The 19,621-nt window shown below is 42.6% G+C and carries 22 protein-coding genes and 1 other RNA gene; 9 read left to right on the top strand and 14 right to left on the bottom strand.

Translation table 11 applies throughout. From position 1 onward, the window contains the following. Nucleotides 1–49: 49 nt before the first annotated feature. Genes AC13CC_RS09845 through AC13CC_RS09835 form a run of 3 tightly spaced genes read right to left on the bottom strand, consistent with a single transcriptional unit; the run spans nucleotide 50 to nucleotide 2,197 of the window. Complete coding sequence (locus AC13CC_RS09845) at nucleotides 50–400, bottom strand: carboxymuconolactone decarboxylase family protein (RefSeq protein WP_163625810.1); 351 nt, start codon at nucleotides 398–400, stop codon at nucleotides 50–52. After that, nucleotides 390–1,232 carry a twin-arginine translocase subunit TatC gene (gene tatC / locus AC13CC_RS09840; protein WP_326277735.1) on the bottom strand — a complete coding sequence of 281 codons (843 nt, stop codon included), beginning with the start codon at nucleotides 1,230–1,232 and terminating at the stop codon, nucleotides 390–392. The genes AC13CC_RS09845 and tatC overlap by 11 nt, the downstream gene beginning before the upstream one ends. After that, the gene (locus AC13CC_RS09835; protein WP_326277733.1) at nucleotides 1,232–2,197 is read right to left on the bottom strand and encodes a KpsF/GutQ family sugar-phosphate isomerase; all 966 of its coding nucleotides are present in this window, start codon (nucleotides 2,195–2,197) and stop codon (nucleotides 1,232–1,234) included. The genes tatC and AC13CC_RS09835 overlap by 1 nt, the downstream gene beginning before the upstream one ends. A gap of 185 nt (nucleotides 2,198–2,382) precedes the next feature. Between AC13CC_RS09835 and recQ the strand changes: the two genes are divergently transcribed. Then, entirely contained in the window at nucleotides 2,383–4,584 is a 2,202-nt protein-coding gene (gene recQ, locus AC13CC_RS09830; protein WP_482877562.1) for a DNA helicase RecQ, read from the top strand. Here recQ and AC13CC_RS09825 read toward each other — a convergent pair. The 3 genes from AC13CC_RS09825 to AC13CC_RS09815 form a co-directional block, all read right to left on the bottom strand. After that, nucleotides 4,581–4,892, bottom strand: coding sequence for a CCC motif membrane protein (locus AC13CC_RS09825; protein WP_326277729.1), 312 nt, complete (start codon nucleotides 4,890–4,892; stop codon nucleotides 4,581–4,583). The two genes, recQ and AC13CC_RS09825, sit on opposite strands and share 4 nt — an antisense overlap. 244 nt (nucleotides 4,893–5,136) lie before the next feature. Beyond that, complete coding sequence (locus tag AC13CC_RS09820) at nucleotides 5,137–5,460, bottom strand: CCC motif membrane protein (protein ID WP_293168251.1); 324 nt, start codon at nucleotides 5,458–5,460, stop codon at nucleotides 5,137–5,139. 12 nt (nucleotides 5,461–5,472) lie between these two features. Next, nucleotides 5,473–5,784 carry a DUF2752 domain-containing protein gene (locus tag AC13CC_RS09815; RefSeq protein WP_482877559.1) on the bottom strand — a complete coding sequence of 104 codons (312 nt, stop codon included), beginning with the start codon at nucleotides 5,782–5,784 and terminating at the stop codon, nucleotides 5,473–5,475. 80 nt (nucleotides 5,785–5,864) lie between these two features. Here AC13CC_RS09815 and AC13CC_RS09810 point away from each other — a divergent pair, with 80 nt between their 5' ends. Then, the gene (locus AC13CC_RS09810; RefSeq protein WP_326278380.1) at nucleotides 5,865–6,407 is read left to right on the top strand and encodes a Smr/MutS family protein; all 543 of its coding nucleotides are present in this window, start codon (nucleotides 5,865–5,867) and stop codon (nucleotides 6,405–6,407) included. Here the strand turns inward: AC13CC_RS09810 and AC13CC_RS09805 are convergent. Beyond that, the gene (locus AC13CC_RS09805; RefSeq protein WP_326278381.1) at nucleotides 6,404–6,925 is read right to left on the bottom strand and encodes a hypothetical protein; all 522 of its coding nucleotides are present in this window, start codon (nucleotides 6,923–6,925) and stop codon (nucleotides 6,404–6,406) included. The genes AC13CC_RS09810 and AC13CC_RS09805 overlap by 4 nt on opposite strands. 109 nt (nucleotides 6,926–7,034) lie before the next feature. On the opposite strand from AC13CC_RS09805, the gene AC13CC_RS09800 reads away from it, so the two are divergent. Then, nucleotides 7,035–8,183, top strand: a complete 1,149-nt coding sequence (locus AC13CC_RS09800) for a cysteine desulfurase family protein (RefSeq protein WP_326278383.1) — start codon at nucleotides 7,035–7,037, stop codon at nucleotides 8,181–8,183. Here AC13CC_RS09800 and AC13CC_RS09795 read toward each other — a convergent pair whose 3' ends face one another. Further along, the gene (locus AC13CC_RS09795; protein WP_482877558.1) at nucleotides 8,184–8,831 is read right to left on the bottom strand and encodes a hypothetical protein; all 648 of its coding nucleotides are present in this window, start codon (nucleotides 8,829–8,831) and stop codon (nucleotides 8,184–8,186) included. Nucleotides 8,832–8,993: 162 nt separating this feature from the next. Next, a complete protein-coding gene (locus tag AC13CC_RS09790) occupies nucleotides 8,994–10,685 on the bottom strand; it encodes a M23 family metallopeptidase (protein WP_326278385.1) in 1,692 nt (563 codons plus the stop codon). 168 nt (nucleotides 10,686–10,853) lie between these two features. On the opposite strand from AC13CC_RS09790, the gene AC13CC_RS09785 reads away from it, so the two are divergent. The 5 genes from AC13CC_RS09785 to AC13CC_RS09765 all read left to right on the top strand — a co-directional run bounded on the left by AC13CC_RS09785 (nucleotide 10,854) and on the right by AC13CC_RS09765 (nucleotide 13,800). After that, the gene (locus tag AC13CC_RS09785) at nucleotides 10,854–11,147 is read left to right on the top strand and encodes a hypothetical protein (RefSeq protein WP_014031632.1); all 294 of its coding nucleotides are present in this window, start codon (nucleotides 10,854–10,856) and stop codon (nucleotides 11,145–11,147) included. Between the two features lie 14 nt (nucleotides 11,148–11,161). Then, a complete protein-coding gene (locus AC13CC_RS09780) occupies nucleotides 11,162–11,455 on the top strand; it encodes a cell division protein ZapA (RefSeq protein WP_292961381.1) in 294 nt (97 codons plus the stop codon). Nucleotides 11,456–11,509: 54 nt separating this feature from the next. After that, nucleotides 11,510–11,619, top strand: a non-coding RNA gene (gene ssrS, locus AC13CC_RS09775) — 6S RNA. Nucleotides 11,620–11,671: 52 nt separating this feature from the next. Then, the gene (rny, locus tag AC13CC_RS09770) at nucleotides 11,672–13,243 is read left to right on the top strand and encodes a ribonuclease Y (protein ID WP_326278386.1); all 1,572 of its coding nucleotides are present in this window, start codon (nucleotides 11,672–11,674) and stop codon (nucleotides 13,241–13,243) included. Nucleotides 13,244–13,383: 140 nt separating this feature from the next. Beyond that, nucleotides 13,384–13,800 (top strand): transposase, encoded by a 417-nt coding sequence (locus AC13CC_RS09765; protein WP_326278387.1) that lies wholly within the window; start codon nucleotides 13,384–13,386, stop codon nucleotides 13,798–13,800. A gap of 294 nt (nucleotides 13,801–14,094) precedes the next feature. On the opposite strand, the gene AC13CC_RS09760 is transcribed toward AC13CC_RS09765, so the two are convergent. From AC13CC_RS09760 to AC13CC_RS09745, 4 genes are all read right to left on the bottom strand, one after another. After that, the gene (locus AC13CC_RS09760) at nucleotides 14,095–14,874 is read right to left on the bottom strand and encodes a patatin-like phospholipase family protein (RefSeq protein ID WP_482877557.1); all 780 of its coding nucleotides are present in this window, start codon (nucleotides 14,872–14,874) and stop codon (nucleotides 14,095–14,097) included. Between the two features lie 101 nt (nucleotides 14,875–14,975). After that, nucleotides 14,976–15,734 (bottom strand): hypothetical protein, encoded by a 759-nt coding sequence (locus AC13CC_RS09755; RefSeq protein WP_482877556.1) that lies wholly within the window; start codon nucleotides 15,732–15,734, stop codon nucleotides 14,976–14,978. Between the two features lie 33 nt (nucleotides 15,735–15,767). After that, nucleotides 15,768–16,199, bottom strand: coding sequence for an Hsp20/alpha crystallin family protein (locus tag AC13CC_RS09750; RefSeq protein WP_326278392.1), 432 nt, complete (start codon nucleotides 16,197–16,199; stop codon nucleotides 15,768–15,770). 95 nt (nucleotides 16,200–16,294) lie between these two features. Further along, nucleotides 16,295–16,765, bottom strand: a complete 471-nt coding sequence (locus AC13CC_RS09745; RefSeq protein ID WP_326278393.1) for an Hsp20/alpha crystallin family protein — start codon at nucleotides 16,763–16,765, stop codon at nucleotides 16,295–16,297. Nucleotides 16,766–17,093: 328 nt separating this feature from the next. On the opposite strand from AC13CC_RS09745, the gene AC13CC_RS09740 reads away from it, so the two are divergent. Further along, nucleotides 17,094–17,279 (top strand): hypothetical protein, encoded by a 186-nt coding sequence (locus tag AC13CC_RS09740; protein ID WP_326278394.1) that lies wholly within the window; start codon nucleotides 17,094–17,096, stop codon nucleotides 17,277–17,279. Between the two features lie 248 nt (nucleotides 17,280–17,527). Here AC13CC_RS09740 and AC13CC_RS09735 read toward each other — a convergent pair whose 3' ends face one another. After that, nucleotides 17,528–19,570 carry a DUF349 domain-containing protein gene (locus AC13CC_RS09735; RefSeq protein ID WP_482877554.1) on the bottom strand — a complete coding sequence of 681 codons (2,043 nt, stop codon included), beginning with the start codon at nucleotides 19,568–19,570 and terminating at the stop codon, nucleotides 17,528–17,530. Nucleotides 19,571–19,621: the final 51 nt, after the last annotated feature.

Below are 19,621 nucleotides of genomic sequence, written 5' to 3'. Positions count from 1 at the left end.
GCCAAAACTAAACATATTCTTTTTCTGCCGTATGGTCTTTTGGTTTTTTTTAAGCTTCGGTTTCCTCCAAATCCTCCCAATACTCGTAGGCGCGCCGTAAATGGGGTATTACAATGGTCCCGCCCACTAAAGTGGCAATGCCCAAGGTTTCCATTACCTCTTCTTTGTTGGCACCGGCTTCCTTGGAGCTTTCCAGATGGTACTTTACACAGTCATCACAACGGAGTACCGCAGAGGCGACCAACCCCAATAATTCTTTGGTTTTGACATCCAAGGCACCTTCCATAAAGGCGTTGGTGTCCAGATTAAAAATACGCTTTATGAGCTTGTTGTTTTCGGCGAGCAGCTTATCGTTCATTTTGGCACGATAGGCATTGAACTCTTCTACTTTATTTGGCATTATTTCTGGCTTTCTCTTTTTTCGCTTCGTTTTTAACTACCATTTTGGAAATGAATATGCTCACCTGATACAAAATAAGTACAGGGATACACACAATAATTTGACTGGTTATGTCCGGAGGTGTAATGATTGCGGATAGAATCAAAATGATTACCAAGGCTATTTTTCTGTATTTCTTTAGGATTTCGGGGGTTACCAATCCCACTTTGGTCAAAAAGAAAATAACGATTGGCAATTCAAACATGATTCCACAGGCGATGACCGAAGCTCTTACCGTTCCGATATAGGAGGCAAGATCGATTTCGTTCAATACTTCTTTACTGACTTGGTACGACCCTAAAAAGTTGATGGACAGTGGAGCTACGATATAATATCCAAACAGTACGCCAAGAAAGAACAATCCCGAGGCGGTAATAATGAATCCCCTGGAATGTTTTCTTTCGTTCTCGTAAAGTCCAGGGCTGATAAACCTCCACAATTCATACAAAATATAGGGGAAGCCTAAAATTACCCCTGCCCAAATGGAAGTCCAAATATGTGCGGAGAACTGTCCTGCCATTAATCTACTCTGAATGGTAAACGGCATTGAATCGCCACAGAATTCGGAATCTACCCCAAAGAACTTTCCGATGTTACAAAAGAACTGATAGGTGGGAAAGTCCATGTTTTTGGGACCGAACAATATGGTGTCAAAAATAAAGCCCCTGAATACAAAGGCAAAACAGGCAATGATCACAACTGCCAAAGTGGAGCGCACCAAATGCCAACGCAATTCTTCCAAATGATCCAAAAAGGACATTTCATCCGGGTTTTTTCTTTCTCTTTTAGCCATTATAGGATTCCCTCGTTTATAAGGTTATGGATGTGGACCACTCCGACATAGGTGTCGCCATCAAAGGCCAATAATTGGGATATGCTCTTTTCCTGCAATAGCTTTAGGGCCTTTACGGCCAAAGTATCCACGTCTATTGCTTTGGGATTGGAGGTCATAATGTCCCTTGCGGTAAGTCCATTTATATTATCGTATTTGCTCAACATTCTTCGGATATCTCCATCGGTTACAATGCCGACTACTTTGTCCTTGTCCATTACAGCGGTAACGCCCAACATTTTTTCGGATATTTCTACGATAACCTCTTTAATGTCCGAGTTAATGTCAACTTGTGGTTTTTGGTTGTTCACCACAATGTCTGCAACGCGCAAATATAGCTTCTTTCCCAATGCACCGCCAGGGTGGTACTTGGCAAAATCGGAACTGCTGAATCCCTTTAGCTCCAATAAACTGATAGCAAGTGCATCGCCCATGGACATTTGGGCCGAAGTACTGGTGGTAGGTGCCAAATTATTGGGGCAGGCCTCTTTTTCCACATAGGTGTTCAGAACAAAATCGGCCTGTTTGGCCAATACGGAATCCATGTTCCCGGTAATGCCGATAAGCTTGTGCTTTCCTACTTTGATTAAAGGAAGCAAAGCTTTGATCTCTGGAGTGTTCCCACTTTGTGACAAACAGATGACCACATCGTTTTGTTGAATGGTGCCCAGATCGCCGTGAATGGCATCCGCGGCATGCATAAATATGGCCGGGGTTCCTGTGGAGTTCAATGTCGCTACAATTTTGTTGGCTACAATGGCGCTCTTGCCCACTCCGGAAACAATGACCCTTCCTTCCGATTCCAAAATGTACTTTACTGCATGTGCAAATTGATCGTCCAACAGACTGATCAAATTTGCTACGGCCTTGCTCTCTATTTCAAGGGTCCGTTTGGCTATGGATAAAATTGACTTAATGTCGTTCAAAGTAATTAACCGATTAACTGATTGTATTCCTAAAAGAATGTCTTATATTTAAGATTACAAAACTAATCAAACTATCTTTTACAGACTATTCTAGAAGTGAGAATAGATTCATCTGTATTTGAATGGTTTAAAATAAAAGCTTCAACTGCCTTTTAGGCTGCTTGTAACAAATTGAAAATGCGGAAATGAGCCTAATGAACACTGATTTGCACTCCTCGCTCAAAAAATATTTTGGTTTCTCAAAATTTAAAGGATTACAGGAAGATGTAATCCAGAACATTCTTAGCGGCAACGACACTTTTGTGATCATGCCAACAGGCGGTGGAAAATCCCTATGCTATCAATTGCCGGCAATTATGAAAGAAGGAACAGCAATTGTTGTTTCTCCTTTGATCGCCTTAATGAAAAACCAAGTCGATGCCATACGCGGCATATCCGAACAGCATGGTATTGCACATGTGTTGAACTCTTCCCTGACCAAAACAGAGGTAAAACAGGTTAAAGAAGATATTACCAACGGTATTACCAAATTGCTTTATGTTGCCCCGGAATCCTTGACCAAGGAGGAAAATGTGGATTTCCTAAAAAATGTGAAACTTTCCTTTGTTGCGGTAGACGAGGCCCATTGTATATCGGAATGGGGGCACGATTTTAGACCGGAATACCGAAACCTACGGGGCATTATAAACAGACTTGGGGACAATATTCCTATTATAGGTCTTACCGCTACGGCCACACCCAAAGTGCAAGAGGATATCATCAAAAATTTGGGTATGACGGATGCCAAAGTTTTCAAGGCATCGTTTAACCGGCCCAATTTGTTTTATGAGGTACGTCCAAAAACCAAGGATGTAGATGCCGATATTATTCGTTTTGTAAAGCAAAATCAAGGAAAATCCGGAATCATATATTGTTTAAGCCGCAAAAGGGTGGAGGAATTGGCCCAAGTGCTTCAGGTAAACGGCGTAAGTGCAGTTCCGTATCATGCCGGTTTCGATGCCAAGACGCGTTCCAAATATCAAGACATGTTCTTGATGGAAGAGGTTGATGTGGTGGTGGCCACCATCGCATTCGGAATGGGTATAGACAAACCGGATGTGCGTTTTGTGATCCATCATGATATTCCCAAAAGTATTGAAAGCTATTACCAAGAAACCGGACGTGCCGGTAGAGATGGCGGCGAGGGACATTGTTTGGCCTATTACGCCTATAAAGATGTGGAAAAGCTGGAAAAATTTATGTCAGGAAAACCCGTGGCCGAACAAGAGATCGGTAATGCGCTGTTGCAAGAAATTGTAGCCTATGCCGAGACATCCATGTCCCGTAGAAAATTTATTCTGCATTATTTCGGTGAAGATTTTGATGAGGAGAACGGGGACGGGGCCGATATGGACGATAATGCCAGAAATCCCAAACCGAAGGAGGAGGCCAAGGAGCAGGTTATTAAACTTTTAAGTGTGGTTAGGGATACCAAAGAAAAGTTCAAGACCAAAGAAATTGTCAAGGTTTTGATTGGCAAAACCAATGCCATGATATCCTCGCATAAAACCGATGAAAAAAGCTTTTTTGGAATAGGTAAGGACAATGACAAGGAATTTTGGATGGCCTTGACCAGGCAGGTTTTGGTTGCTGGGCTTCTGAAAAAGGAAATTGAACGATACGGGATTCTCCATTTAACCAAATTGGGTGAAAAGTACTTGGAAAATCCAGAATCATTTATGATGACGAAGGATCATGTCTACTCCAAAGAAGATACCGGAAATATTGTTACGGCCCAGAAATCCAATGGGGCTGTTGCGGATGACCATTTATTGAAACTACTCCGTGACCTCCGAAAAAAAGAGGCACAAAAACGGGATGTGCCACCGTTTGTAGTTTTCCAAGACCCATCTTTGGAGGACATGTCGCTAAAGTACCCCGTAACCATGGAAGAATTGATAAATATCCAAGGGGTTGGTGAGGGGAAAGCAAAAAAATATGGGAAAGCCTTTGTGGAGCTGATTTCCAAATATGTGGATGAAAATGATATTACCAGGCCCGATGATCTTGTAGTAAAAAGTACCGGGGCGAATTCTGGACTTAAACTTTATGTAATTCAAAGTGTGGACAGAAAACTGCCGTTGGACGATATCGCCTCTGCCAAGGGATTGGAACTACCGGAACTTATTAAAGAAATGGAACAAATCGTGTTCAGCGGCACCAAGTTGAACATTGGCTACTGGATAGATGAAATCTTGGACGAGGACCAACAAGAAGAAATCCACGATTACTTCTTGGAAGCAGAAACAGACTCTATTTCTGCCGCCATTGAAGAGTTTGAAGGTGATTACGAAGATGAGGAGCTCCGCTTGTATCGTCTAAAATTTATAAGTGAGGTGGCGAATTAAAATTCGCCACTTAACTCACCTGTAGTAATTGCCGCTACAATAAATCCAAAGTAAAGAATTACGAATACCAAGGAGATAATTGACAAAGCCAATCCAATATAGGAAAGGATTTTACCCGTTTTTACATTGCTGTAATCGGTATAATTTTCTGGGTTTTGTTGATACAATTGGTTGGCAGTCTTGGCTTTCACCAATCCTATGATGCTAAATATAGCACCAAATGGGCCACAGCAAAACAAGGTGCCGACAATGGAGAGAATCCCCATTGTCAACACGGTGCTTGCCCCGGGTAAGGGTTGTTGGTTCATTTTATTTTCTAGTTAAAGGTTAAAATCCTGCCTTTGCCGGCAGGCCTGCAAACTTGCCTAAAGGCGGTCAGGTTTTATTACAGTTACTTTTGTGTTTATATAAATGTCCCCTATCCGGTCTCCCCAAAGGGAGAAACTTTTCTCCTTTGGAGGGATTGAGGGAGGACTTGATTCCCAATGACAAAGAATTTCATTCTTATCTTTAAAACTATGGATTTCAAATCCAATAGTGGTTTATTTGTTTTTATTGATATTGTTCTGTCATTTCCTGTACTTTTTCCATATAGCCTTCCCAGCCTCCCATTTGGTTGATCGACCATAAAGTATACAATAGATAAAGTAGTCCAATGACCATGCCTATTATCGCAAGTATCCTAACTGTTTTTAATGTACTGTAATTTTTGTATACCTCTGGATTTTCAGCATACGTTTTTTCATCTTTTTTGACCAAAAAGAAAGCTATTCCCGCTAGAACAAGACCGGGTGCTCCCCCGAAACAGCAGCAAAGAAATGATAAAATGGCCAAAACTAGGGCGATAGTTACATTGGGTAAATTTTTTTGTTCCATGGTTAATAATGTTTAATGGATGAATTTGAATATATAATTTGTTAAAATTAGAGCAACGGTTGCTACGCCTAAACCGGTGATCAATCGGTTATCTACCTTTAAATTGAATACTTTATTGCTAATGATCATGGCGAACAGAGGTATAATGGTATAAATGGCCGGATACATCTGAAAAGCGGCCACAAACTCACCATGCAACAACAAATCAACGGAGCGTTGCAACCCACAACCTGGGCAATCCACCCCCAATATTTTTTTATTGAGGCACGGCAGCATGTAGTTTTCTAAACTAAAGGCGTTTATGGTTGGTGTTAGGTTCATCATAGGCTGTAGTGCCCGAAAAATACTATTATTTTTGTATTCGGGTTTAATTTTTACATCATTTTTTACCACAGCGATCAATTATGGGCAAATTTTCTATTGGAGATAGGGCAGAGGTGTTGGACGAAGCAATTGCGGGAATTGTACAAAAAGTGGATGGTGACAGGGTAACCCTGATTACCGATGATGGTTTCCCCATGCAATATGCAATCAGTGACCTTGTCAAAATCGAAGGCCATATTTCGGTGACCAATTATGAAGTGGCCAGAATCAAAAAAGAAAAGGAATTGCCCAAAAGAAGAAAAGCACCGACCATAAAACCCAAAGAGCGCAGCGCTCCCAAAATGGAGGTGGACCTACACATACATCAATTGGTTAAATCCAGTAAGGGAATGAGCAATTACGATATGCTGAACATTCAATTGGATACGGCCAAACGGCAATTGGATTTTGCGATACGAAAACGCATCCAACGAGTAGTGTTTATCCATGGGGTGGGTGAAGGCGTTCTAAAAGAGGAATTGCACTACTTGTTCAAGAAATATGACAATGTGGAATTTTACGATGCCGAGTATCAAAAATACGGATTAGGTGCCACCGAGGTTTATATTTATCAGAGCAGCTAGTTGGGAACGGTGGTGGTCACCTCGCCAAACTCGTTTATGGCCAAATTGGTAATGCGTTCCCCGTTGCCCGTAACAAAAGATATTCCGCTCAGGCTAATATTGTGTACAAAAAGGGTGCTATCGTTTTCGGCCAGCATGGTTTCCACGATTACCAATCCATCTTCCGCAATAACTTCATCAATAACTGTGGGTTCTACCACTGGAATATCATCACAGAAATAAGCATTGTCCACAGCATCCGAGAAAACCCTGTAAGTAACTTGAGATTGACCGGGCACTGTACTTTCGGTGACTATGGTGTCTCCTACAATACCATTGTTCAAGACCCCACTTTGCAGTTGTAAGATAAGGGCTTCGCTCTCATTTATTTTGAACATCAGATTTCCTGCGTTCCTGACCGGGGCAGAGCAATATTGAACGGCAACACTGTCAAAATCAATGGTTTCAATCTGAAGGTCGCCATCACTGCAAGAAAATAGCAAGCCCAAAGTAAGAATTGAAAAGATAAATTTTCTCATGCGCCAAATTTAAAGCAATTCCATTATAATACGCCAATACTAAGATCTACTTTAAAAGAAATTAACTTTATTTCCCGTATTTTTACCCCTGTTAAAAGTGAACTCAACCATGCAAAAAGTGTATTTGGACAATGCTGCTACAACGCAGGTAAGGGAAGAGGTTATTCAGCGCATGCAACAAGCGCTTGCGCAGCATTATGGCAACCCATCTTCCACGCACAGTTTTGGAAGGTCGGCAAAAACCGCCGTAGAACAAGCAAGAAAGACCATTGCCAAAACCTTGAATGCCCAACCCTCTGAAATCATTTTCACCTCAGGGGGGACCGAAGCCGACAACATGATTTTGCGATGTGCTGTTAGGGATTTAGGGGTTGAGACCATTATTACCTCCAAAATAGAGCACCATGCCGTACTGCATACCGTGGAAGAACTCGAAAAAGAGTACAATACCAATGTTCGGTATGTGGATTTAGATGAATTTGGCAGTCCCAGCATAGCACATTTGGAGGATTTGCTCAAGAAGGACGGTTCCAGGAAGTTGGTAAGTTTGATGCATGTGAACAACGAGATTGGCAATATTACGGATATCGCTGCCGTTGGTGAACTTTGCAAAGAAAACAATGCACTTTTCCATTCGGATACTGTTCAGTCCATTGGACATTATCCTTGGGACGCGCAGGCTATACATATTGACTTTATGACTGCGGCAGCCCATAAATTCCATGGGCCCAAAGGCGTCGGATTTGCCTTTATCAGAAAAAATTCTGGATTAAAACCATTGATCGTTGGTGGGGCCCAAGAAAGGGGCTTTAGAGCGGGAACAGAACCTTTTCACAACATTGTAGGCTTGGAAGAGGCCTTTGTCAGGGCTTACGAGCACTTGGATGAAGAGGCCAAAACCGTAAAAGAGCTTAAAAAATATTTTGTAGACCAAGTTTTAAAGGAGATACCGGGAGCTGAATGCAACGGACTTTCAGGTGATTTGGAGAAAAGTACCTATACCTTGGCCAATATTCGCTTGCCGTTTGACAAACAAAAAGGGCTAATGCTCTTGTTTCATTTGGATATGAAGGGAATTGCCTGCTCCAAAGGCAGTGCATGCCAATCTGGAAGCAACCAAGGGTCGCATGTGCTTAACGAGATTCTGTCCGGTGAGGAATTGGAAAAGCCAAGTCTACGCTTTTCTTTCTCCATCTACAACACCAAGCAAGAACTCGACTACGCTGTTGAGGTATTAAAGGAATTTGCGAACAGTTAATCAGTTTCTGTTCCTGCGTTTTTCTCTGTCGTAAGGAAATTTTCTGGATGCGGTTTTCATCATTTTGTCGATGAGCTCCGTGGTGTTTTTACCGGTTTTCTTGGAGATTTCGTTTTCGTACTTCCACAGCAATTTTCCGGTTTCGCCATCACTTATTTTCACCCCAATGCGACCATAATTGGCATCTCCGCTGAAGTAATCCAAAATACTGAAATCGGTGGGCACGCCCTCGGAAAGTAAGATGTTTAGGTTTAGGTTGCCACTTACAACTCCATCGACATCCAAAATTTTGCACAATTCTTGGGTGGTGTAGGTGTCGATATTGTCGTAGTTGATATTATTTTGGGCCAAAATGGCATTGGTGTTCCTAATGTTTTGGAAGTCCACACTGAACTTTTTCCGCTTTTTCCGTTTGGAAAAATAGGTTTCCAGTGCGTTCTGTACCGCGTACCCTTCTTTTTCGGCCAATATGCTCAGTTCTTCCCTGTCCACGGCTTTTTTGAGCTCCAAATGTGCTATAAAGGGAACAATCGCCAAAATTTCATGGTCTTTGGTAAATTCATCAAACCGTATGCTCTCATAAATATTTTTTTGCGCCATAGTTAGGGTCGAAGCAAAAAGAACAAAAACAAAGACAATTTTTTTCATCAAATTTTATTTAGCCAAGCATTCGGCAATTAATTGGCCGAAGCCTATAAAAAGTTGAGTTTGAATTTCGCATTGAAGGTTTTATTCCCCGACGTTCTACATCAAAAATGGATTAATTTTAAGGAAATCGGTCTAGGCGATTTTTCGTTTGCAAAAATAACGCTATTTCCTGAAAAACGTGCCTGTATAGGTCGTAGAGTTGCCCACATTGTCTGTAACCGTAACTTTTAGCTCACATTCCGTTTCATTGGAGATATTGTCGTCAAAATTGTATGTTATGGTATTGGTCTTGGGTTCGTACTCCATCAAGATCCATTTTCCGTTCAAGGTGGCCGAATAGCTGTCAATACCGCTAAGATCATCAGATATGGTGAGGCTCAAATAACTATAGTTGCTCAACCATTGCTTTTCCTTAAAATTCTTGGGCCGTATTACAGGCGCAATACTATCCCTTACCAATGTGTAGGTGCCCAAAGTACGGGTCCGGGTGGTAAAGGAACCATCCCTTTTGTAGGTTTTGGAATAGGAAGGGTTCATTCTACTGTCCAAATGCGCAATAAATAGTTGCTTTCTTTCTTCAGCCGAATATTTTGAAGGATCGAAGCTAATGGTAAAATTCCGGTGCGCCGCAATACTATTGTCGTGTATGGTGATGGTATCGTTCCCTTTTTCCAGGTTGATGAAGAAATCCTCATAAAATGTACTGGCAGGAAAATACACTTTGGCCGCACCCAGATCAAAGTTGTTGGGTTTGTCGGCAATCACAAAATTTTCAGTGGTACCATCAATTTCACCGATTTTTTCTTCCTCCCGTTTCCCTTCAACCGGAACAATGAGCTTGGTGGTGTTTCCGGCCAAATCTGAAATGAGCAATTCCACCTTGTAGGACATTCCTTCTTCCACATTGATTTTACCATCGTTGTAAAGTGATTTGTAGATGCTCAAATGGTTGTAGGGTTCCTTAAAACATTTTTGGATTCGCTGGCGATGATCATAAAAATGGGCGTAATCAATAAGTGTGTTGATGTAACGTGTTTCCCCAAAGGAGAAAGATTCAAAGTCGAATTCGGAAAACACCCTGCCATTTACCGATTGTTTAACGGCATATACCCCGTTTTTGTTCGCCGCCATGTCCAAACGGTCAAAAGTATCGATGCCAAAACCAATAGTGCCAATGGCGGTTACCTTATCGGCCAAAAAAGAACCATCGGACTGCCTTGTGTAATTTAGCTGGATTTTCTCAGCACTTTGGTTGATCAGGGCACCTTCGGACAACGGGTAGCCATATAGTCCAGACAAGGTTGGATCTGTCGCATCCCTTACTTCATAACCATAGAGCAGGGGATTGGTGGGTTTGCCGCTTACGCTGCTTCGTATTTCAAAATGGAGGTGGGGCCCCGCGGACCCCCCCGTGTTTCCTGAGAAAGCGATTGTACTGCCTTTACTGACTTTTAACTCGCCGTAATCGGGGAACATTTCCACTTCGTAGGACTGCCTCTCGTACTGAACTTTCTTTACATACTCCTCTATTTCAGGGCCAAATTTTTTAAGGTGGGCATATACCGAGGTATATCCATTGGGGTGTGCTATGTACAGGGCCTTTCCATAGCCCCAGTGCGAAACTTTGATGCGCGTTACCGTGCCATCTGCAATGGCATAAACCGGCAGTCCTTGCCGTTGCTGGGTCTTAATGTCCATTCCCGAATGAAAGTGGTTGGAGCGCAGTTCACCGAAAGTGCCCGCTAGCACCAAGGGAATGTCCAAAGGGGAACGAAATTCACCTTGGGGGTAATTTTTTTGGGCAGGCAGGTATAATACGATAAAAAAAAAGGCTATAAAAAAGTTGTGGCGCATATAAAAATCAATATTTCCTTACGAAAGTAACCAATGTTTTTATTTGATAAAAAGATTTTAAGACAACCCATCAGTACTTCAAACAGGCTCTAAGAATAAATCCAAAAAGTATTGCGAGGTTATGCTAGGTTGGTTAACTTTGTGTAATACGTATTGTTGTTTGCATATATGAGCGAACTTGTTGAGATTGTGGATTCTTTGGAGAACAAGGTGAGCAAACTGCTGCACAAAATGGAGCTGTTGCACCAAGTGAATGCCAAACTAAAACAGGAATTGGAACTTCAAAAGGAGAAAAACGAACTCAAAGAGAGTGCTCTAAAAGAATGGGAGGAAAAATATGACTCCCTAAAAATGGCGAACACAATGCTGGGTGGTAATACTAGTAGTAAAACAGAAGCTAAGCTCAAAATAAATACATTGATCCGCGAACTTGATGTTTGTATAGCCAAGTTGGCGGATTAACGGATACCGAGATTATGGACGAGAAGCTCAAAATAAAGCTTTCCATTGCCGACAGGGTATATCCTTTGACGATTGACCCCAAGCAAGAGGAAGGGTTGCGAAAAGCGGCCAAGAACATAGAAAATTTGGCAAAAAAGTTTGAGCAAAACTATGCCGTTCGGGATAAGCAGGATGTTTTGGCCATGTGTGCCCTGCAATTTGCTTCCAAAATTGAGCAAGGTGGAATAGAACGTTCAGAAAATGCAGAGGCCGCCATGCAGCGCCTCAGGGCCTTGGATGAATTGGTTCACTCCAAATTGGGAGAATAAGTTCTTTAAAATAAAATATTGTTACTGCCCACATTGGTAATTTATTTTTGACAAACTCAACACTATTATAATTAGAAAGGGTGAGTTTAGGTTGTAAAAGCAGGCCCTACTTGTATAGGGATCCTTGATCAGTCTGTTAGCCCTAAACTTGTATTTTGGAGTTTGTACAAAACTTCTTCCGATGTGGGCTTTTTTTTTAACTAAACACAAGCAAACATGGATAATATCATAGTTATTGTTGGCGCAGCTGTTGTGGGGCTGGCAATAGGATTTGCAATTGCCAAGATGATGGAGAAAGGCAAAGCGTCCAAGACCATTGCCAATGCAAAAAAAGAAGCAGCCAATATTATAAAGGAAGCCAGTAAAGAAGGCGAGAGCATAAAGAAGGATAAGATTTTTCAGGCAAAGGAGAAGTTTTTGGAGTTGAAGGCGGAGCACGAGAAAGTCATCATCAATAAGGATAAAAAAATTGCAGAGGCCGAAAAGCGTACAAGGGACAAAGAGTCACAAGTTAGCAGCGAATTGGCCAAGAACAAAAAGCTTAACGATCAATTTCAACAAAAAATAAAAGAAATCGAGTATAAAAGTGAGATACTCGACAAAAAACAATCTGAGGTTGAAAAGCTCCACAAGAGCCAAGTACAACAGTTGGAGGTGATTTCGGGACTTTCCGCAGAAGATGCCAAGGCCCAATTGTTGGAATCTTTAAAGGAAACTGCCAAAAGCGATGCTATGGCGTATCTGCAAAACACCTTGGAAGAAGCTAAGCTCACCGCACAGCAAGAAGCCCGAAAAATCGTGGTCAACACCATTCAGCGTATCGGAACCGAGGAAGCTGTGGAGAACTGTGTGTCGGTGTTCAATTTGGAGTCGGATGACGTTAAAGGCCGTATTATTGGCCGAGAGGGTAGAAACATCCGTGCTTTGGAATCGGCCACAGGTGTTGAGATCATTGTAGATGATACCCCAGAGGCCATTATTTTATCATGCTTTGATTCGGTTAGGAGGGAAGTGGCCCGTTTGTCGTTGCACCGATTGGTGACCGATGGTAGAATTCACCCAGCCCGCATTGAAGAGGTAGTGAAGAAGACCGAAAAACAAATCAATGAAGAAATTGCCGAAATAGGCAAGCGTACCGTAATCGATCTGGGCATCCACGGACTGCACCCAGAACTGATAAAGGCGGTTGGGCGGATGAAATATCGTTCCTCTTACGGACAAAACCTATTGCAGCACTCAAGGGAGGTAGCCAAACTCTGTGGCGTTATGGCCGCGGAATTGGGACTCAACCCTAAATTGGCCAAAAGGGCTGGATTGCTTCACGATATAGGTAAAGTTCCAATGGCCGAAGTTGAAGTGGAAACGCCCCACGCTATTTTAGGTATGCAATGGGCACAAAAATATGGTGAAAAAGGAGAGGTTTGCAATGCAATCGGAGCCCACCACGACGAAATCGAGATGACCACTTTAATTTCTCCCATAGTCCAAGTTTGTGATGCTATCAGCGGTGCACGTCCTGGAGCTAGGAGACAAGTTTTGGACTCCTACATTCAAAGATTAAAGGATTTGGAAGATATTGCTTTCGGCTTCAATGGGGTACAGAAAGCCTACGCCATTCAGGCAGGAAGGGAACTGCGTGTAATTGTGGAAAGCGAAAAAGTGAACGATGACAAAGCAGCGGAACTCTCTTTCGAAATATCACAAAAAATACAGACCGATATGACCTATCCCGGTCAAGTTAAGGTTACCGTAATCCGTGAAACGCGATCGGTGAACGTAGCCAAGTAAGCTGACACATGATGGTTTGGTTGAAGAACGTAGATTCCTTGTTGGAAAAAGTCCGTTGATTGATGCAAGCATGTCTTTGTTGATCAGGGTGTAAACTCTGTCTGAATAGGATTATTTATTTATTTCATTCAAACAGAATTATGACTACAAAAGAACAACAGGAATTCGAGAAAAAAGTACTTGACCAGTTTATATCAGGCAAGAGTTTATTTGGTAAGGACGGTGCTTTTGCGCCTATGTTAAAGAACGTAATCGAAAAAGCGCTTTCTGCCGAGATGGATTCCCATCTGGACAGCGATGAGCTGGCCAAGGGCAATAAGCGCAATGGCAAGGGAAAGAAAAAACTCAAGAGCGGTTTTGGTTCTTTTGATATTGAGACCCCACAGGATTTTCAGAGCAGTTTTGAACCGGAGCTGGTCAAAAAGCGCCAGACCATTTTAGCGGACAGCCTTTCGGACAAGATCATTGGTCTCTACGGTCTTGGGATGAGCTACCGGGATACCTCCGGTCACATCAAGGAGCTGTACGATACCGATATCTCCCACACACCGTGTTAAGCCAGGTCACCGATCAGGTATGGACCTTCTAAATTGTTGGTTGTGGGGCTATTTCTTAAAGCCTTGTACCATCAGGCAAACCTTTCCCTATCGACCTTAAAAACCCTTTGAATTTTTTGATAAAGCCATTAAGGCTTAAGTGTCGGGAACTTCCATCCCTAAAGAAACACAGGTAAGTGATGTGCAGGAAAAGGGCGTAGATAGCCACTATCAAAGAGATTCCGATTGCCAATTTTCCCATATCCGAATAGTTTTAGGTCATTTGTGTGTTTTGTTCTGCTCAACACTTCCGGTTTATTGTAACCATTCATCCAGCCTCCGGTTGGCATGGTCGTAGCCAAGGACAAATGCCTTGTCGATTCCTTTTTTGTCCAAAACCCCAATTTTTCCAAGTTCCTCGGGCACGATCAACAGATCGGGTATGTAGAGTTTGTCCATGGCATTGGCGTGCAGCATCAAAAGGTTGGCCCTTTGTGAAATTTGAAGGGCGCTCTTGATTTGTCCCTTGCCCACTTCCCTCATGGACGTGGCATAACATCCTATAATCACGTCGGAAGCTCCGGTCAGGGGCTCTACGGGAAAATTGTTCATGATCCCACCATCGGCATAGAGCTGCCCATCGATGGAAACAGGGCTGAACACCGGAGGCAAGGCCGCCGAGGCCAACAAGGGGCCAAACAATTCACCTTTTTCGAAATACACGGGTTCACCCTTCAACAGGTTCGTGGCCACTACCACAAGCCGCTTACCGAGTTCCTCGAACCGACGTGCCTTGAAAAAGTCATCAAAGAAGGGAAGGTACTTGTCCGTATCGAAAAGTCCTGGTTTGTTCAAGGTTACAAAATTGTACTTGAGCAAGGGGGTTTCCTTGAAGAAAAGTTGCATTTCCTCAATGGTAGCCCCGTCCGCGTAAAGCCCACCAACGAGCGCCCCGGCACTTACGCCGGATATCTGGCTTGGATAGATCCCACGTTGTTCCAGAGCCTTCAAGAGCCCAATATGTGCCATCCCTTTCACCCCTCCACCCGAGAGCACCAATCCAAGTGTGGCATCGATCAATGTTTCCGATTTCATCTTCAAAAGTTTTCATTGGAGGAGATATAGCACCCCCTTTCTTTAAATGTTCATTTTAAAAGAAGCTGGGTTTGGTCAATGACCAGTCCATATTATGTTCCCTACACACTGTCCCTTTCCTGGATCCCCAAGTCGGAGTGGTATCTTTCCAGGAACTTTTTTTGTCTTTCCATCATTCGCTTTCTGATGTTGTCAAGTTCCATAAAGTCCTCCCCGAAATCGCTTTCAAAAAAACCGTCGTTGAAGAACCTTTTACTAAAGAGTGAGTCCGGTGCAAAAATGTCCCCGAACCCCTGGCCCCTGAACTGTGAAAAGTGGCTGTAGAACTTGGATTCAAAGTTGCTCAAAAGGCTGTCCCTGTCCAGACCAGAGAGGTCGTTCAACGAATCGGAGGACCAGGAATAGATACTGTCGTAGCGAATTAGGTTTCCTTTCTCATCGTATTCCCTATCGACTTTCCAACTGCCCTTGGGCTGTTCGACCTCTTTGTGGCCACCTTCCTCGACCAATTTGTTTTCCTTCTTTTTTTGGCCCTGGCAACTGTTCAGGGACAGTAACAGACCTGTTAAAAATAGCATTTGAATTTTCATCTTTCTTTTTTTTGGTTCAACATTGTTCCTATCGCCGAGTTTGATAGGCCTTGAACATTCCTTTTGGATCCAGTACCTTGGGAAGACGGTTTTGGTGGGATATCCGGAATCTTCGCTCGCCATTGCGATACCATATTCCACATAGGTGTCCCTGTCCACAAACCCAAATAGGGGTTCCTTCTTGGCGATATATTTGAGGACCTCCATCTTGGGGCCATCGGAACCTCCTATTACCTTGACCCGGTCACCTGCCTTGAACTTTCGTACCATGAACAAACTGTTTTTAATACTGAACAGTCAGAGTCAGGCCACCTTGAGGAGCCGTCTGTAGATTGTTTTCCTTTTGGAAAAGCGCACCTGCAACAACCCGTTCTCTAGGGTGGCATGTATGCTCTCAGGGGCAATGTCTTGAGGGAGGTCCAAGGTCTTGTGGAAGGAGGCACGCGCAAACTCCCTTCGCGCCCCATTTCTTTTCCTTACTTCACGGTATTGTTTCTTCTCACCACTTATGATAAGAGTGTTGCCTTGAAGTTCCATCTTTACGTTGTCCTTACCGAACACGGGCTTGGGGATGGAAAGTCCAAAGTCTGTCTCCCCAATAGAGCTGCTCATCGATGGCATGGCCATTGGTCTAAGCTTGCCAATGCCCGTTACGCGCTTTGTCCATTTCTTTAACCATATAAGGATAGGTGGGAATTGGGTTACCTTACCTATCTCTCTGCCAAAGACTTTCATTTTTCAATAATTTAGGTTCAACAATTGTAGGGTTCAATGGAAGGGGGGCGGTCTATTGGCCCCCAGTCCATTTAACTTTCAAAAAATCTTAAATGTTAGGAAATCTTGATGGTCCTTGCCGGCTTTTTCCTTGCCTCTTCCTTCTTCGGGAGATGAATGCTTAGAATACCGTCGATGTACGAGGCCTTAATCTTGCCATCGTCAACGGAATCGGGAAGTGTGAAAGACCTCCTGAAGGATGCATAGGCGAACTCCCTACGGGTGTAGTTGTCCTCCTTGCCCTCCTCTTCTTGTTTTACCTCGGTCGAGATGGAAAGCTGTTGGTTGTCCAAATCGATCTGGAAATCGGACTTTTTCATTCCGGGGACGGCCATCTCTACCCAATAGGCATCCGCTGTTTCCTTGATGTTTACTTTGGGTACGGTAATCCCGGTGTTAAAATTTGAGGTGAACACTGGAGGCAGGTCCGAACTGAAAAAACTGTCGATCCAGTTGGACCAGGTCGGGAAGTCCAAGGTCGATTTTGCCAAACTTCCATTTTTTGGTACAGAAACTAAATTGCTCATGATTTAAAAAATTTAAGTTTAACATATTGTCTAAAAATTTGGGGCTTTCCATTCCCCGATTTTAAATGGGCAAAGGGAATGCCAAAATAGATTTCTGTCATTTTTTTGTTAAGAGCTTCTAAAAATCCCTGTCATTTTTTCGGAATGCTCGGGGTTTAAAAATGTCATTTAAATAAAATATTTATAATAAATATGTCATATTGACATTTTAAACAGCATTTTACTGAGAATTAAGTTGAAGAGATTAATAGGATTTCAACTTTGGAATGGGTTTGACCAAGTCGAAACGGTATTTTTCTATGGTTTAACCTTTTTAAAAATTTAGGTTATGGAGAAAAAACCAGTCAATGTACGGCTCATCGGAAAAAAAGGAAATTCCTATCAGCTTCAGTTCCCCAATCTTGATATTCCCGTCAACATGGACGAGACCGTGTACCATCGAATGCTCCACAGCAAAGAATACGAGTTTGGCCATTCCCCTACCAAGACCAAGCGACCTTCCTATTCGGCCTAAGCACTGGTATTAAAATTGATGGTAAAGCGGGCTACCTTCGAATTAGGGTCGTTGGTTGTTTGGATGCAGTTTTTGAGATGAAAATTTTAAATAGAATTGGTAGGGTTGGGGTGGGTTTGACGGAAGTCAAAAACTACCAAAAATGGTTGATTGGTATCATTTTGAATCTTTCCTTGAATAAATGGGGTGTATGACTTTTTTGGTTATTTCAAAGTGTATACAGACCCGATGGGCCGCACAAAGGTCTTTTATTCCTCTTCGTTGCTGTCCGTTTCTTCCTCTTCGCTCTCCCTGTTGAGTTTATGCTCCAAAATATTCAGCTTCTTCATTTTCTCTTTCCAAGTTTGAAGTGCCTCTTTTTGTTTGTCCAATTTATTGACGACTTCTTTGACCAAAGGATTGTCCTCTGAATCATCCGAGAAAAACTGAAGGTTGTTCTCCAACTGATGAATTTCGGATTTTACCTCGTCAATCTTACGCTTAACAAAAACACGTTCGTTGCCAATGGCGTAGTTATCCTCTGTTTTGGCAAGTTCCTGTACTTTGTTTCCGTATTTGAGCAATTCCGATTGTTGTTTGCCTACCCCTAATTTTTTAAAGAGGGCATCAACAATTTTATTGAACTTGCTATTGATGTGTTTTTTATTGTAGGGAATGCGACCATACTTTTTCCACTCGGCCAAAAAAGCTTTAACTGCTTCAATATCCTTTGTCTTGTCGCCACTAAGCTGAAATTCTTTGAGGCGGTCCAGACATTCGCTTTTCTTCTTAAAGTTTTCGAATTCTTCCTTGTGGGCCTCGTTCTTTTCGGCGTGCAAACGGTCAAAATAATGGTTACAAGCGTCTTTGAATTCTTTCCAGATTTTGTCGGAATATTTTCTGGGAACATGGCCAATTTTTTTCCAATCCCTTTGAATACGTTTCATTTGCGGGGTAACCTCTGTCCAATCATCACTATCCTTCAAAGAAACGGCCAACTCCAACAGTTCCTTTTTCTTTTCAAGGTTTTGTTGTTGCTCTTTTTTCTGATTTTTGTAGAAGGCGTTTTTTGTCCTATTGAATTTACGTACGGTTTCCTTAAAATAGCTCCAAGTTTCTTCGTTCACCTTTTGGGGCACCCGGCCTGCCTTAAAAAACGAATCCCTTAACGCTTCTACCTCTTTTATTTGTTGTTGGATGCCTCTGTGGTTATCCGCAACGTTTTCGGCTATTTTAGCGATGTTAGCTATGATTTTTTGCTTTTTTTCCAAGTTTTTCTCGTAGACCTTTTCCAATTCCTGAAAATGTTCTTGCCTACGCTGGTGCATGGCCTTGGTGGCGGTGCTGAATTTCTCCCAGATTTCCTCCCGATGTTCCTTGGCCACGGGACCAATGTCCTCTTTCCAGATTTTATGGAGCGTCTGCAATTCCCTGAAGGCTTTGTTCAAATCCGGTTCTTCCGCCAAAGCTTCTGCACGTTCCACCAACTTCTGCTTTTCTTCCAGATTGTGTTTAAAATCCAGGTCGCGCAACTCACGGTTTAGATGCAGAAAATCATAAAAGATTTCCATGTGATGGTGGTAGGTGCGCCAAACATCGTTGTAATTGGTGCGCGGTATGGGGCCTGCATTTTTCCACCTATTTTGAAGGTCTTTAAAGTTGTTGTAAGTAGTATTGATGTCTTCCTCAATATCAATCAGGCCTTTTAGCTCTTCAATAATATCCAACCTTTTTTGCAGGTTGGCCTTTAGGGATTGATCGAGTTGTTTGTAATATTGATCGCGTTTTTCCCGGAAATCCGAATATACCTCATTGAATTGCCTTTTGGCAACGGAATTATAGCGAAAATCAATCTCATTTCCTCCCTTGGATATAAATTCTTCTTTTTTCTCGTCAAGAAACTCTTGGAACTTTTGGTCAAACTCGTACTTAATGGCACTCACATGCTTGTTGATGGCCTGTACTTTCTCATTTTTCACCAAACGCTGTAATTCCCCGACCAAGTTTTCCATGGTCATGGAGTGGTAATCCAGCATTGGTATGGTATGCCGTTTTTCGTTTTCAGCATCTTCAGCATCCTCAGCATTGGATTCGTCAATCTCGTCTATATGTTCTTCGGAATCGTTCTTCTCGCTTTTGGATTCGGAAATACCTTCTTTCTCAGGCTTTTGAGACTCTTCGGTTTCAGATACAGTTTCTTCGGACACTTTAGATTCAGCTTGTGTGGCTTCTTCCAATTGTCCTTTTGTGTTTTCTGATGTTTCCTCTATTCCACCTTCAGTTTGCTGAAGTTTACGATCGTTTTCCTGCATTCGTTGTTTGTTTACCTGTTGATTGATGAAAATTATAGCCAATTTAACAAC

It is taken from the genome of Flagellimonas sp. L-11 (assembly GCF_056857735.1).
This window is presented reverse-complemented; position numbering and strand designations above follow the sequence as displayed.